This is a genomic window from Aeromonas sp. 602658, assembly GCF_049173005.1.
Classification (GTDB): domain Bacteria; phylum Pseudomonadota; class Gammaproteobacteria; order Enterobacterales; family Aeromonadaceae; genus Aeromonas; species Aeromonas veronii_A.
The window spans coordinates 388,156-402,382 of the sequence record NZ_JAAKRF010000001.1 but is presented as its reverse complement, the minus strand read 5'-3'; the positions used below and the strand labels follow the sequence as shown (position 1 = coordinate 402,382).

General features: G+C 59.4%; 11 protein-coding genes and 1 tRNA gene. 9 read left to right on the top strand and 3 right to left on the bottom strand.

The annotated features are described in order from the left end of the window. The first annotated feature begins 237 nt into the window (after positions 1–237). Complete coding sequence (locus G5253_RS01695) at positions 238–2,250, top strand: methyl-accepting chemotaxis protein (RefSeq protein ID WP_421202615.1); 2,013 nt, start codon at positions 238–240, stop codon at positions 2,248–2,250. Between the two features lie 69 nt (positions 2,251–2,319). On the opposite strand, the gene G5253_RS01690 is transcribed toward G5253_RS01695, so the two are convergent. Continuing rightward, the gene (locus G5253_RS01690; protein ID WP_421202614.1) at positions 2,320–3,195 is read right to left on the bottom strand and encodes a 6-pyruvoyl trahydropterin synthase family protein; all 876 of its coding nucleotides are present in this window, start codon (positions 3,193–3,195) and stop codon (positions 2,320–2,322) included. 80 nt (positions 3,196–3,275) lie between these two features. On the opposite strand from G5253_RS01690, the gene G5253_RS01685 reads away from it, so the two are divergent. The 5 genes from G5253_RS01685 (at position 3,276) to G5253_RS01665 (ending at position 8,644) form a co-directional block, all read left to right on the top strand. Then, entirely contained in the window at positions 3,276–4,619 is a 1,344-nt protein-coding gene (locus G5253_RS01685; protein WP_042053202.1) for a dihydroorotase, read from the top strand. 112 nt (positions 4,620–4,731) lie between these two features. Beyond that, a tRNA-Pro gene (locus G5253_RS01680) sits at positions 4,732–4,808 on the top strand. A 216-nt stretch (positions 4,809–5,024) separates the two neighbouring features. Continuing rightward, positions 5,025–5,456 carry a CC0125/CC1285 family lipoprotein gene (locus G5253_RS01675; RefSeq protein ID WP_421202624.1) on the top strand — a complete coding sequence of 144 codons (432 nt, stop codon included), beginning with the start codon at positions 5,025–5,027 and terminating at the stop codon, positions 5,454–5,456. 204 nt (positions 5,457–5,660) lie between these two features. Further along, the gene (locus G5253_RS01670; protein WP_421202613.1) at positions 5,661–6,920 is read left to right on the top strand and encodes a dicarboxylate/amino acid:cation symporter; all 1,260 of its coding nucleotides are present in this window, start codon (positions 5,661–5,663) and stop codon (positions 6,918–6,920) included. A gap of 104 nt (positions 6,921–7,024) precedes the next feature. Further along, positions 7,025–8,644: a methyl-accepting chemotaxis protein gene (locus tag G5253_RS01665; protein WP_421202612.1), complete on the top strand. Its 1,620-nt coding sequence runs from the start codon at positions 7,025–7,027 to the stop codon at positions 8,642–8,644. A gap of 67 nt (positions 8,645–8,711) precedes the next feature. Here the strand turns inward: G5253_RS01665 and G5253_RS01660 are convergent, their stop codons facing one another. Further along, on the bottom strand, positions 8,712–9,314 hold the full coding sequence (locus G5253_RS01660) for a DUF924 family protein (protein WP_266133817.1): 603 nt from the start codon (positions 9,312–9,314) through the stop codon (positions 8,712–8,714). Positions 9,315–9,565: 251 nt separating this feature from the next. Here G5253_RS01660 and G5253_RS01655 point away from each other — a divergent pair, with 251 nt between their 5' ends. The 3 genes from G5253_RS01655 (at position 9,566) to G5253_RS01645 (ending at position 12,548) form a co-directional block, all read left to right on the top strand. Then, positions 9,566–9,706 (top strand): hypothetical protein, encoded by a 141-nt coding sequence (locus G5253_RS01655; RefSeq protein WP_021231002.1) that lies wholly within the window; start codon positions 9,566–9,568, stop codon positions 9,704–9,706. A gap of 1 nt (position 9,707) precedes the next feature. Beyond that, positions 9,708–10,628 (top strand): DUF808 domain-containing protein, encoded by a 921-nt coding sequence (locus tag G5253_RS01650; RefSeq protein WP_421202611.1) that lies wholly within the window; start codon positions 9,708–9,710, stop codon positions 10,626–10,628. A 123-nt stretch (positions 10,629–10,751) separates the two neighbouring features. Beyond that, complete coding sequence (locus tag G5253_RS01645; RefSeq protein WP_421202610.1) at positions 10,752–12,548, top strand: M3 family oligoendopeptidase; 1,797 nt, start codon at positions 10,752–10,754, stop codon at positions 12,546–12,548. Positions 12,549–12,611: 63 nt separating this feature from the next. Here the strand turns inward: G5253_RS01645 and G5253_RS01640 are convergent, their stop codons facing one another. Continuing rightward, complete coding sequence (locus tag G5253_RS01640) at positions 12,612–14,018, bottom strand: nucleobase:cation symporter-2 family protein (RefSeq protein WP_069527695.1); 1,407 nt, start codon at positions 14,016–14,018, stop codon at positions 12,612–12,614. Between the last annotated feature and the right edge of the window lie 209 nt (positions 14,019–14,227).

The window sequence follows — 14,227 nt, the reverse complement described above, 5'->3', positions numbered from 1 at the left end:
TATATGAAAAAGAAAATTGAACTTGCATCCCAAGCGGCTCCCGAAAGAAGGCGAGCAGCGCGTCAAGTGTGACACAAGCCGAGATTTGACACAGCTGATGTCCCATTCCCTTCAGTTATTGTTAAGAATACCGATAGCCAGAGGGACGTCATCTGCAGCGCCTGTTCAGGGGTCTGCAGGGTATCAAAAGGACGGGGTACTCAGGCAAGGGACTTTTGCATATACAGCGGGACAATAATGAAACAAACAATGTCGGATCTCTCCATCTTGCAGCGAGTCTACCTTGGCTTCGCGATCCTGGTGGCCGTGATGGTGGCCAGTTCACTACTCACATTTCGTAGTCAGAATACCCTGGGGGGAGCGCTGGAACAGGTGACCCGGCAGTCTATGCCGCTGGTGATTGCCAGCAGCCAGACCCAGATCACCCTGCTTAGTGCCAACAAGTGGCTGGGGGATGTGCTCACCGAGCAGGACCCCAAACTGCTGCCTGCCGAAGTGGCCGAACTGAAACAGGCCAAGGCCGCGGTAGGCAAGAGCCTCGATGCCTTGCGCCAGCAGGTCGCCCACCACCCCGAGCTGCAAGGGGAGATGAGCACGCTCAGCCAGCAGGTCGACAGCTACCTGCAACTGACCGATACCCTGCCGGGCGAACACGAGGCGCTGCTCACCCGATTGCACAAGGTCAATCTGGCCAAGGGGCAGTTTCAGGTCAGCTTGCCCCAGTTCAAGAAGAGTCTGGGGGACATGATGATCACCATCGACGACAGCTTCATCAAGATGCTCTCCGAGACCCTGACCACCAAGCTCTCCGCTATCGAACTCTCCACCATGGATGCTCTCAATCAGAGCATTCCGGCCCCCATTGAAGCCGCGCTCAAGCGCAACAGGATGCAGATGGAGGGGTTCAACAGCACCATCAAGGATCTGCAGGGTGAGCTCAAGGATTTCGACAACAACATGGGTCACTACGTCCACGGTTTCGTGCGCGATACGACCGGTAATGAAGGTGTCCTGGCCCAGTATCTGGCGCTGATGCAACAGCAGGAGCAGATGCGGGAGAAGAGCAAGCAGGCGAGTGCGCTCATCGTGGCAATTCAGGATCGGCTTGAGCGGATCACCGATCAGAGCCAGCAACTGATGAACCAGAGCATTCAGCATGCTAAAGCCGCACAGAGCCAGAGCACCCTGACTCAGGGAGCCAGCATCGTAGTCGCCATCATGATTGCCATGCTGGTGGCTTATACCCTGGGCAAGGCCATTCGCCGTCCGCTCAGGGAGTTGCTGCGGGTGCTGACCGAAGTAACCCAGGGCGACATGACCCAGCGCATCGGTTTTCAGAGCAAGAATGAATTTGGTCAGCTGGGCAGCCAGATCAACCTGCTGATCGCCCAGATGGGGGAGGTACTGGCGCAGCTTTCACAAGCATCGGCCCAGCTTAACGATGCCGCCCACGGCAACCGTCGCACCACCGAATCGGTGCGGGCGGATCTGGAGAAACAGCGGCAGGAGACCGCCTCGGTCGCCGCCGCAATGACCCAGATGGAGGCCTCGGTGCGGGAGGTGGCGCAGGCTGCCAACCAGACACTGGAGCGGGTGCAGGATGTGGAGAAGGCCTCCGAGATGGGACGCAAGGTGATGGCAGGCAATATCACCACCACTCATCAACTGGCGGGCAAACTGCAACAGACCGGCAAGGTGATTGGTGATGTGAGCGCCATGAGCAGCCAGATCGGCAATATCCTCGATGTCATTCGCGGCATCGCCGAGCAGACCAATCTGCTGGCCCTCAACGCCGCCATCGAAGCGGCGCGGGCCGGCGAGCAGGGGCGCGGATTTGCGGTGGTGGCGGATGAGGTGCGCAGTCTGGCGGGCCGCACCGCCCAGTCCACCAGCGAGATCCAGACCATGATCGAGAACCTGCAGCAGGGGGTCGCCAAGGCGGTAACCGTGATGCAGGAGTGCTCCCGCGAGATGGACAGTTGCGTCGAACAGAGCTCCCACGCCAACAACGCCATGGAGGAGGTGCAGGGGATTGTGGTGCTGATCAGCGACATGTCGAGCCAGATCGCCTCTGCCGCTGAGCAGCAGCAGGCCACCAGCGCCGACATTGCCACCAACCTCAACCGCATCTCCGATATCTCGGATCTCAACTATCAGGGGATTGAGCGGGTAGCCGAGACCAGCCAGCAGCTGGACTCCCTTGCCGAGCAGCAGGAGAGCCTGGTCAAGCGCTTCCGCCTCAGCGCCTGATGGTCGAGAGTTGAAACAACAAGGCCCCGCAGATGCGGGGCCTTGTTATTGCGGTAGTCAACGCAGGAATTACGCGTAGGCGATGGCGCCCTTGCCGACCCCTTCATAAGCGACAATCTTGACGAACTTGTCGCCCACCATCTTCTTCACTTCGCGGGCGATGTAGCAGGCCAGCAGCTCGACCGTGGTGTCGGTGTCGATCATCTCTACCTCGGCGGTGGGGATGGCCAGCTGGAACAGCCCCTGGGGCGCCATATATTTGAAGCCGGTGTGATGCTCGCCAAGCTGGGCATTGGCGCGGGGGCTCAAGGTGAGCTCGGTCAGTGCCACCTTGTCCTCTTCGGTGCCGAGGTAGATATCGCCCCAGCGTTCGGCCCAGTTGAACTCAAGCTCCTGGTCGCGCTCACCATCGACGTGGATCTCGATGGGGGAGCGGTGGCCGTGGGCGATGCGCTGGCAGTTGCCATCGTGCTTTTTCAGGCCGTGGCTGTAGTGGTAGAAGGCACCGGTGATCGCCTCCTGACGCAGGGTCAGGGAGAGATCCTTGATATTGCCCGGCAGCCGTTTGGCCAGCACCGCCAGCAGGTAGCGGGTCACCGACTCTTTATCAACTTGCGGGGCAGGGATAAAGGCAAAGCCCTGGGATGGGCAGCGCAGATGGATGGAGCGACCCGGGCGCAGCAGATCCACTGTGCTTTCGTCACCATCCAGTGTCTCGACGTGGATCAGCGGGCACTCGGTCGGCACCAGCAGCTTGTGGTCCACCTCTTCATCGATGATCGATTTGATCAGCTTCTTTACCCGGCCAAAGTCCAGCAGCATGCTCATTTCGTTGAGCTCACCGCTCATTTCGATATCTACCAGCCAGCTCTCGCCCACCATGCCGCGGCGTTCGCAGAGGTAGCTGGAGTCGATCACGGTCAAATCTCTTACAAATAACTTCATCAGTCAGGCCTTGCTACAGAGAAAGGGCAGTTTTGCGCTATTATGACCCGCGATTATCGGCAAAGGAACTGGAACCCCCCATGAACAAACTGCTTATCAAGAATGCCACCCTGGTCAACGAAGGCCGTATCTATGCCTCCGATGTGTTGATCGAGGGGGAACGGATTGCCCGCATCGCCCCGGATATCGAGGCGCCCGATGCGCTGGTTATCGATGCCGCAGGTCGCCATCTCATCCCCGGAATGATCGATGATCAGGTCCACTTCCGGGAGCCGGGATTGACCCACAAGGGGACTATCGCCAGCGAATCCCGCGCCGCCGTCGCCGGTGGCACCACCAGTTTCATGGAAATGCCCAACGTCAATCCCCAGACCACCACCCTCGACGCCCTCGAAGCCAAATACCAGATCGCCGCCAACTCCTCCGTCGCCAACTACAGCTTCTATCTCGGCGCCACCAACGACAACCTCGAAGAGATCAAGCGTCTCGACCCCAAGCAGTCCTGCGGGGTCAAGGTGTTTATGGGCTCCTCGACCGGCAACATGCTGGTGGACAATCAGGAGACCCTGGCGGCCATCTTCCGCGAAAGTCCGGTGATGATCGTGACCCACTGCGAAGACACCCCGACCATCGCCAAGGCGGAAGAGGCGGCGCGGGCCAAGTGGGGCGAGAATGTGCCGATGGGCGAGCACGGCCGCATTCGCAGTGACGAGGCGTGCTATAAATCCTCCAGCATGGCGGTGGCGCTGGCGAAAAAATACGGTGCCAAGCTGCACGTGCTGCATCTGACCTCGGCCAAGGAGCTGTCGCTCTTTACCGCCAGCCATGACCTGAGCGAGCTGAAGGACAAGAACATTACCGCCGAGGTGTGTGTGCACCACCTCTTCTTCAATGATGCCGATTACGAGACCCAGGGCAGCCTGATCAAGTGCAACCCTGCGGTGAAGAGTGCCGCCGACCAGCAGGCACTGCTGGATGCGGTACGCAACGATGTGCTCGACATCATCGCCACCGACCATGCCCCCCACACCTGGGAGGAGAAGCAGAACAGCTACTTCAAGGCGCCGTCCGGCGTACCGCTGGTGCAGCACTCTTTGCAGGCGCTGCTGGAGCTCTACCACAACGGCGTGTTTACCCTGGAGACTATCGTCAAGAAGACCTCCCATGCGGTGGCCGAGCGCTTCCAGGTGCAGGATCGCGGTTATATCCGCGAGGGCTACTTCGCCGATCTGGTGCTGCTGGATCTGGGCAAGCCTTATGTGGTCAACGATGACAACATCCTCTACCACTGTGGCTGGTCGCCCTTCAACGGCTACCGCTTCCACAGCACGGTGGAGATGACGCTGGTGAACGGCCAGATCGCCTGGCAAAACGGGCAGGTGACTGACCAGATCCTGGGCAAGCGGCTGACCTTTAACCGCTGATTGTTCGCAAAGCAGGCGAACGCACCGTTGCTTAGGAATTGGCGGCGTTTCCCTGTTGACAGGGCGGGGTCATCTCCATAAACTCTGCCCCCGTCAGCCGAGCTGACTCCGTCGGTGTGTAGCGCAGCCAGGTAGCGCATCTGCATGGGGTGTAGAGGGTCGGAGGTTCGAATCCTCTCACACCGACCAAATTCCCCGGTAAAGGCCTTGTCAAACGACAAGGCCTTTTCTTTTGCCTGCGATTCGCCGCACAGGCGTGAAGCCAGTGGTGATGCACGCTGGTCGCTGCTGGCGTGAGCAGATTGTGCTGCCACCGCGCTTTATGGTGTAGTAACAACTCTGTTGCTCATTTGCCTGGCGAGGCCTCTCGTGTCTGCATCCGTATCTAAACCCTGTTGTCTGCTGATGCTCACCCTGCTGCTGGTGGGCTGCGCCACCCCTTACGAGAGTGAAAAGTCATTCTGGAACGGCCAGACCGGTTTCTCCCAGACCCGGCTTGGCCCGGACAAGTGGCAACTGGAGTTTGTCGGCAACGATCTGGTGGACAGGGAGACCGCCCGCAAATATGTGCTCAAGCGGGCAGGGGAGCTGGCACTGGCAGAGGGTTACTCTTGGCTCAAGGTCGATGAGCTGACCATTAACCGTGATGCCGTCAGGGTGACCCCATCACGGCCGATCTTCGGCTTTGACGAGGATGAACCGGATCTCTTTATGGCCCAGATGCAGGTGCAGCATACCATCTCGGCGCTGCTCACTTTTCGCCTGTTGCCACGGGCACTCGATGAGCGAACTCTGAATGCAAATTATCTCGCCGAAATCAAAATAAACAGTGATTAATATTGGTGGTTTGCAAGATCCATATCACATACACCTAATGGCGGGATAAAATTCTGGATAAAGCCTCTAGATTTACCCCCTGCTTTTAGGCATTCTCCCAGCATACCAGCCGCCAGGAATCAACGGCTCGGATCACAAAAACGGACTGTAGTGGCTCCCACGCCACTGTTTACGGCTTGCACCAATCAAAACCGGGACTCCCCCATGAAAATGAATAAACTGACGGTCGCCATCCTCATCTCCATGATGTTTGGCATCCTCACCGGCCAGGGCTATCGCATGTTTGCCGCAGATCAGGCTGCGGATTTTGCCAATAACATCACGATCCTGACCGATATCTTCCTGCGACTGATCAAGATGATCATCGCTCCCCTGGTCTTCACCACCCTGGTGGTCGGTATCGCCAAGATGGGCGACACCCGCACCGTGGGGCGTATCGGTGCCAAGACCCTCGGCTGGTTTATGCTGGCCTCCCTGATGTCCCTGAGCCTGGGTCTGGTGATGGTGACCCTGATGCAGCCGGGTGTGGGGCTTTCGCTCTCCCTGCCCAATGACACCGCCAGCTCGGGCATTGCTGCCGGTGCCATTACCCTGAAAGATTTCGTGACCCACGCCATCCCCAAAAGCGTGGTAGAGGCAATGGCCACCAACGAGATCCTGCAGATCGTGGTCTTCTCACTCTTCTTCGGTCTGGCCGCCGCTGCGCTCGGCGATCTGGCCAAGCCGGTGGTGGTGCTGATGGCCAGCGCTGCCGAGATCATGCTGAAAGTGACCGGTTACGTGATGAACTTTGCGCCGTTCGCGGTATTTGGCGCCATCGCCGCCATGGTGGCCAAAGAGGGGCTGGGTATTCTGGTTACCTACGGCAGCTTTATGGCCCAGTTCTACATCGCGCTGGCCTGCCTCTGGCTGCTGCTGATCGCCATGGGCAGCGTCTTCCTGCGTGGTCGTGTCATCAAGCTGCTGGCGATGATCCGCGAACCCATCCTGCTCGCCTTCTCGACCGCCAGCTCTGAAGCCGCCTATCCGAAGACCCTGGATCGTCTGGAGAAGTTCGGTTGTGACAAGCGCATTGCCAGCTTCGTGCTGCCGATGGGTTACTCCTTCAACCTCGACGGCTCCATGATGTACTGCACCTTCGCGGTGATGTTCATTGCCCAAGCGTATGGAATCGAGCTCTCCATGGCCCAGCAGATCACCATGCTGCTGCTGCTGATGGTCACCTCCAAGGGGATGGCCGGGGTACCGCGTGCCTCTCTGGTGGTGATTGCCGCGACCCTGAACCAGTTCCATATTCCGGAAGCTGGCATCCTGCTGCTGCTGGGGATCGACCATTTCCTCGATATGGGCCGCTCTGCCACCAACGTGCTGGGCAACGCCATCGCCGCCAGCGTGGTTGCCAAGACCGAAGACAGCTTGGGTGACACCGTCGCGCTGGGTGAGAGTGAGCCAGCCAAGGCCTGATCACAACGCTATGAAAAATAAACAACAACGGCCCGCCAATGCGGGCCGTTGTTGTTTATGGCTCGTCTACACTGCTAGATAGTTTCCATCTGGAGTGTACGGTTATGAACATTGCTCGTCGACTGCAACTGATAGCGCTGCTGGTGATGCTGACGCTCATTTTTCTCAGTTGGTTCAGTATTAATCGCCTTGGGGCTGGCAATCGAGACTTGAGCTATGTGACGGACAATACGGTGCCCAGTATTTCATTGATCAAGGAGGTGCAGGCGGTCTTCTATGAGCTGCACTCACGGGTGCAGAGCCATATCCTCAACACCGACAATGACAAGATGCAGCAGATAGAGACGGACATTGCCGATAAACGCAAACAGATTAATTCGTTGTTGGACAAATATAAGGCCGAGATGCTCTCCAATGACGAAGATCGCCGCCTGACCGACGATGATCAGCGCCTTATTGCGCAATATTATCAGGAGATAGACAAGGTTCTGCAGCTCTCCAGACAAAACAAGAACGATGAAGCCAGGGACATGTTGGCGGGAGAAGCCACCAGAGTGTTCCAGCAGTTTGCCAAGGCAATCGAGCTTCATGTCAACTTCAATATGGATTTGGGACTGGCGCTCAAGAAGCAGGGCCAGGAGAATTATGACAACAGCCTGCAAACCCTGTTGTTTATCGCCGGTGGTGCCACCGTGCTGACGATGGGGCTGTTTGTCTGGTTGTTCAATCAGGTGGCCAATCCCCTTCGCACCGCCATGGATACCCTGACCCGGATCCAGCGCGACCTCAACTTTACCCTCAGAGCGGATGTGAAACAGCAGGATGAGATTGGTCTGACCCTCAATGCGGTCAACCGATTGCTCGATACGCTGCAACAGACATTTACCGAATTTTCCGTCGGCAGCTTGCAGATCAAGAGCACTGCCGAATCCCTCTCTCAGGCAGCGCAGCACCTGGCCAGCTCGGCTAATCAGGCCAATGATGCCACCAGTCTGATAGCCGCCGGTGTGGAAGAGATGACGGTCAGCATCACAGATATCTCCCAGCGTACTCAGGAGACGAGCCGTATCACCAATGAGTCGGGGCAGCTGGCTAGCGAAGGAAGCAGAACCATAGATCGTACCGTTCATGCCATCAACGAGATCGCCGACTCCATTCGGCAGGCCTCGGCCGAGGTCATTGCGCTGGGTGAGGGCATTTCGCGCATTGGCGGTGTGGTCAACGTGATCCGTGATGTGGCGGGGCAGACCAACTTGCTGGCCTTGAACGCGGCCATTGAGGCGGCGAGGGCCGGGGAGTCCGGCCGTGGCTTTGCGGTGGTGGCAGATGAAGTGCGCAAACTGGCTGAGCGCACAGCCCAATCCACTCAGGAGATATCTGCCACTGTAGAGGCGATCCAGCAGGAGTCGAACAATACGGTCTCCCGCATGCATCTGGTGGAGGAGAAGGTGAGCCAGGGGGTCAACATGGCTACCGAGAGTGGCGCCATTATTGCCGAGATCCGCAGTGCGTCGCACCGGGTGATGGAGCAGGTGGGCGAGATCACCAATGCCATCCGCGAGCAGAGTTCGGCCGCCGAGTCGATCGCTCACCAGGTAGAGCAGATTGCTCAGGTCGTGCAGCAAACCAGCAGCACAGCGGAGGAGACCTCAGCCGCAGCCGAGGAGCTCAATGTCACCACCGAGAGCATCCACCAGCAGATATCCCGCTATCGCATTCAGTAACGCCGAGAGTTGTTATCCATCTGCTATCCCCGCCAGCTAGCTGGCGGGGATTTTTTATATGGCCTGCTTAGAAGCCCGAGCCCGGTTGCTGCAAAAATGTCGCCTCTTCCGGTGTGCTGGTGCGACCCAGAATGTCGTTGCGGTGGGGGAAGCGGCCAAAGCGTTCGATGATCACCTGATGGCGGCGGGCAAAGTCGGCAAATCCGGCAAAGGTCGCCTGCGCCGGTGTGCCAGCTTGCTCGGCAGCCAGTGCCTCGAACAGCGCCACACTTCTGGCCTGCTGCTCCCGGGATTCGGCATGCTCCAGCGGCAGATAGAAGAAGACCCGCTCCAGTGGTGAGAGGGATTTGTCCGCCCCGATGGACAGCCCTTTCAGGCAGAGATCCCGTGCCAGCGGATCCCGGGCAAAGGCTGCAGGCGTGCCGCGATGGATATTGCGGGGCAACTGGTCGAGCAGCAGGATCAGCGCCAGCCGACCGCTGGGGAGATCGGCCCAGTGGGCGAGACTGCCCTTGGCTGCGGCCTCTGCCAGCTCGCCAAAGCGGCTGGCCAGCAGGGCATCCGTTTCGCTGCTTTTGCCCCACCAGAGCGGGGCTTGCCGTGTGGCCCGCAGGACGTCATCGGCTTCGTCGCCAAACCAGAAATCGATCAGAGGTTGCCAGGGTGGCATGGGAACTCCTTGATGTGATTCAGAGGGAACCAGGAACAAATGGCTCAGGGGTGCTGCCGAAACGGCAGCTTCTCGTTACACTGTGCCATCTTTTGCCCGAAAGACGTAACCCCCCGATGGCGAGCGCCGGATTCTTGGCTCGGCCGATGATGGCCTGCCATCGCCATGAGGTGGCCCTCTTGACCCCGGTGGTTATCGGGACGTACACCTCTCTCCCGGGGTTGTTCTCACTGATATAAGGAATCTCTGATATGGCCGGAACCAGTTTGTTGGCCCTGCTCGATGATATCGCCAGCGTGCTTGATGACGTGGCGCTGATGACCAAGGTCGTGGTGAACAAGCGCGAGACATTTTTCGGGAAGACGTTTCTCACTGATATAAGGGATCTTTGATATGGCTGGAACCAGTTTGTTGGCCCTGCTCGATGATATCGCCAGCGTGCTTGATGACGTGGCACTGATGACCAAGATGGCGGCGAAGAAGACCGCCGGGGTGTTGGGGGATGATCTGGCCCTCAACGCGGAGCAGGTTTCCGGAGTGCGTGCCGATCGGGAGCTGCCGGTGGTGTGGGCGGTGGCCAAGGGCTCATTTCGCAACAAGCTGATTCTGGTGCCCGCCGCCATCGCCATCAGTGCGCTGGTGCCCTGGCTTATCACGCCGCTCTTGATGCTGGGAGGTGCCTACCTCTGCTTTGAGGGGGCCGAGAAGCTGGCCCACAAGTTCCTGCCCCATGAGGCGAGTGAAGGTGAGGCATCCACTGCTCCTATTCCTGATGATCTGGTGGCGTTTGAGCAGCAGAAGGTGAAGGGGGCGATCCGCACCGATTTTATTCTCTCTGCCGAGATCATCGTCATCGCCCTTGGCACGGTACAGGGAGCAAGCCTCGCGCTGCAGCTCTCGGTAGTGGCGGGCATCGCCCTGCTGATGACCATTGGGGTCTACGGGCTGGTGGGGCTGATCGTCAAGCTCGATGACATCGGCCTGCATTTGCTGCAAAAACCTGATGGCAGCGCCCTGCGCCGCGCGGTGGGGCAGGGACTGCTGAGTACGGCGCCCAAGCTGATGCATCTGCTGGCGCTGGTAGGGACGATCGCCATGTTTATGGTGGGCGGCGGCATTCTGGTGCATGGCTGGCCTTTTGCCCATCACCTGATTGAAGGTGCCGCCGCCGTTGTCGCCACTCTGCCCACTGTAGGGGCCGTACTGGCGGCGGTGACGCCGACCTTGCTCAACGCCGTGGCCGGTGTGGTGGCGGGTCTGCTGCTGGTTGCTGTGATGACGCTGGTGAGCCGTCTTGCCCCGGCCAAGGGATAAGCGAGCTTGCGGGCCATTTTATCTTTTTTCCTCTCTTCATTTTTTGGCCGTCGGGTTGCCCGGTGTCGGACTTGCTGCCCGCAGGTCTGTTGTGCCTCCCGATAAAGGCCTTTGCGAGAAGTTATGTATCAACAACAGTGGAATAACGACCATATCTACCCGGGCCTCGACAGCACCGAGCTGGAAGCGGACATGCGCGCTGCCCGCCACGCGCTGGAAGATCTGGCCAGTTATATGGCAGGTCTGGACGGGGTGCGCGGCGATGACGCAGCGCTGCTGGATTTCTTGCGGGAAGTGCGGCTGCGCGCCCGTGATATTCGCCATATCGGCTGGAACGTCGCCATTCTGGCCGCGTGCCGCGGCAGTCAGGATGCGCGGGATCCGCAGGCCAAACAGCTGGCGTCCCGTGCCCGCGCCCTTAATGCCGATCTGTTCAAGACCCTGGCGCCGGTGGAAGATCTGATGCTGGCGCTGCCGGAAGTTGAATTTGCCGCGCTGATGAGTGATCCGCTGCTCGGCGAGGAGGCGTACCGCTTGGGCCATGAGCGTCGTTTGCAGGATCAGCGCTTGCCGGTGGCGGCGGAGCAGCTGGTGATTGGTCTGGGCACCGATGGTCTGCACGCCTGGGGCAACCTCTATAACGATCTGGTGGGCAAGATCCGCTTGACCATTGATGGCCGCGAGATGGGGCTGGCCGAGGCGAGCAATCTGCTCTCCAGCCCGATACGTGCGCTGCGTTTAGAAGCCTTTGATGCCATCAGTGCTGGCTGGGAGGGAGAGCAGGAGACGGTGGCCGCCATCCTCAATGCCCTCAACGGCTGGCGGCTGGAGCTGGCCCGCCAGCGTGGCAACACCCGGTTGCTCGATGCGCTGGATCTCTCCTGCCACCAGAGCCATATCGAGCGTGCCACCCTCGATGCCCTGATGAGCGAAACCTGGCGAGCCCGTGGGTTGGGCCAGCGCGCCCTAGAGCTGATGGCCGAGCGCCTTGGTCTCGACGATCTGGGGCCGGAGGATCTCTTTGCGCCGCCGCCTGCTTCCAGCAGCCGCGACATTCCTTTTGATGAGGCGATCGAGTTGATTGCCGATGCCTTTAGCCGTTTCGATCCCGAGATGGGGGCGTTTGCCCGCATGATGGCCGAGAAGGGGTGGATTGATGCGGCGCCCACGCCAAATCGCCGCACCGGCGCCTACTGCACCAAGTTTGCAGAACCGGTCGAACCGCGGGTCTTCGTCACCTATGCCGGCACCATGGATAACGTCATCACTCTGGCCCATGAGCTGGGCCACGCCTGGCACAACTGGGTCATTCGCGATCTGCCGATGAGCCAGCGCAGCTATCCCATGACGCTGGCCGAAACGGCCTCCATCTTTGCCGAGACTCTGGTGCGCTGCGCCCTGTTCGAGCAGGCAGAAAGTCCCGAAGAGCAGTTGGCGATCGCCTGGGCCGAAGCCGACGGTGCGGCCACCTTCCTGGTCAATATCCCGGCTCGCTTCGATTTCGAGCAGGCCTTGGTGGCCGAGCGGGCGCAGGGTTATGTATCCGCAGAGCGACTCAAAGCGTTGACCGACGAGGCGTGGGGACGCTGGTATGAGGGGAGCCTGACCCGCTATCACCCCATGTTCTGGGCGGCCAAGGCGCACTTCTCCATCGCCGGGCTGGGCTTTTACAACTATCCCTATCTGTTCGGTTATCTGTTCAGCCTCGGGGTCTATCAGCAGTTGATGAGCCGCAAGGCGGCGGGGGAAGAGGGCATTGCCGAAGCCTATCGCGCCTTGTTGCGCGATACCGGCCGGATGAGCGCCGAAGATCTGGTAGCCAAGCATTTGGGGCAGGATATCCGTGAGGCCGCCTTCTGGCAGGGGAGTCTGGCACAGGTAGCGCATGCGGTTGAGCGCTTCGCGCAGTTGCCTGCCTGATTGGGTCTGCGGTGATATGAACAACAGGCCTCCGGACAGTCTCGCTGTCCGGAGGCCTGTTTGTTATGCCTGCTTTTGTTGCGGTTTGATGGGGCCAACGAACAGGGGGCGGGTCTGGTGAGTCAGATCCGGCTGATAGCCGTTGAAGAAGAGGTTGAGCAGCACCGAACTGATGGTGGCCAGCAGGATACCGCTATGAAAAAGCGGTTGTAGCTGCGCCGGAAGCTGCTGGAAAAAATTCCCGGAGACCGTCGGGATCATGCCAATTCCGAGACTGATGGCGACGATATAGAGGTTGTGGCGGTTGCTGTTGTAATCGGTGCGCGCCAGGATGCGGATCCCGGTTGCCAGCACCATACCGAACATGACGATACCGGCGCCCCCCAGTACGAAGGGCGGGATGGAGGCGACTAGCACCGACATCTTGGGGATGAGGCCAAAGGCGAGCAGTATCCCCCCCGACATCACACAGACCCAGCGACTAGATACTCCGGTCACGCTCACCAGACCGATATTCTGGGAGAAGGAGGTGTGGGGGAAGCTGTTGAATATCCCACCAATAATGGTGCCGATGCCATCCACCCGCAGCCCGCGCACGATATCACCGCGCCTGGCCGGATGGCCGACGATGTCGCCAAGGGCCAGAAACATCCCCATGGATTCGATAAAGGTGATGAGCATGATCACCGTCAGGGTGGCGATGGAGATGGGATCGAAGGTGGGCCAGCCGAAGGCGAAGGGCACTATGGGGGCAAACCAGGCTGCCTCGCCGAGGCCATCGAGGCTCACTTCGCCCATGGCGATGGCCACCACGAAACCGAAGATGATCCCGAGCAGCACCGAGATATTGCTGAAAAAGCCCTTGGTGAAGCGGGTCACCAACAGGATAAAGACGAGCACCAGGAAGCTGGTGCCGATATAGCGCAGGCTGCCATATTCCGGATTACCCTTGCCCCCCGCCATCCAGTCGATCCCCACCTGCATAATGCTGATCCCGATGGAGGTGATAACCACTCCGGTCACTACGGTGGGGAAGAGCGGCATCAACCTACCTATCAGCGGCACCAGCAGGGTCGAGATGATACCGGCTGCAATGGTGGCGCCGAAGATGCCCGTCAGCCCCAGATCCGGGTTGGCTCCGATGGCCAGCATCGGCATCACGGCGGCAAAGGTGACCGACATGATGACCGGCAGCCGGATCCCGGCAAAGCGGCCAATCCCGACACATTGCAGCAGGGTGACGATGCCGCAGCAGAAGAGATCCGAACTGATAAGGTAGGAGATTTGATCCTTGGGCAGCCCCAGACTGCCGCCAATCACCAGCGGCACCGCCACGGCGCCGGCGTACATCACCAGCACATGTTGCAGGCCGAGGGTAAAGAGTTGGCCCATGGGGAGCATGCGCTCCACTTCATCCACCGGGCGCTTGCGCGCACCCGGTCGGGGGGAGGGGGGATTGGTCTCGTTCATGAACAGATCACTCCTTGAAGCCCGCGCAACTGCTGCAGGCAAGATAGTGAAAGCCGCAGCTTTCCCGGTCATTGATCTCGTGTATTGACAGAGGTGCCAGATCCCTCGGCAGTAGTGAGAGGGATCCGGTGCAGCACGGGTCAGTGCACAAAACATGCACAACGCCACTCACGAGAGAAAACGTTTGGCGATAACGCCTTGTTTTTGCG

Bases quoted from the DNA above. Each gene is read 5' to 3' on its own strand.
- G5253_RS01695 (WP_421202615.1), top strand. From the start codon at position 238: ATGAAACAAACAATGTCGGATCTCTCCATCTTGCAGCGAGTCTACCTT.
- G5253_RS01690 (WP_421202614.1), bottom strand. From the start codon at position 3,195: ATGAAGTTATTTGTAAGAGATTTGACCGTGATCGACTCCAGCTACCTC.
- G5253_RS01685 (WP_042053202.1), top strand. From the start codon at position 3,276: ATGAACAAACTGCTTATCAAGAATGCCACCCTGGTCAACGAAGGCCGT.
- G5253_RS01675 (WP_421202624.1), top strand. From the start codon at position 5,025: ATGCTCACCCTGCTGCTGGTGGGCTGCGCCACCCCTTACGAGAGTGAA.
- G5253_RS01670 (WP_421202613.1), top strand. From the start codon at position 5,661: ATGAAAATGAATAAACTGACGGTCGCCATCCTCATCTCCATGATGTTT.
- G5253_RS01665 (WP_421202612.1), top strand. From the start codon at position 7,025: ATGAACATTGCTCGTCGACTGCAACTGATAGCGCTGCTGGTGATGCTG.
- G5253_RS01660 (WP_266133817.1), bottom strand. From the start codon at position 9,314: ATGCCACCCTGGCAACCTCTGATCGATTTCTGGTTTGGCGACGAAGCC.
- G5253_RS01655 (WP_021231002.1), top strand. From the start codon at position 9,566: ATGGCCGGAACCAGTTTGTTGGCCCTGCTCGATGATATCGCCAGCGTG.
- G5253_RS01650 (WP_421202611.1), top strand. From the start codon at position 9,708: ATGGCTGGAACCAGTTTGTTGGCCCTGCTCGATGATATCGCCAGCGTG.
- G5253_RS01645 (WP_421202610.1), top strand. From the start codon at position 10,752: ATGTATCAACAACAGTGGAATAACGACCATATCTACCCGGGCCTCGAC.
- G5253_RS01640 (WP_069527695.1), bottom strand. From the start codon at position 14,018: ATGAACGAGACCAATCCCCCCTCCCCCCGACCGGGTGCGCGCAAGCGC.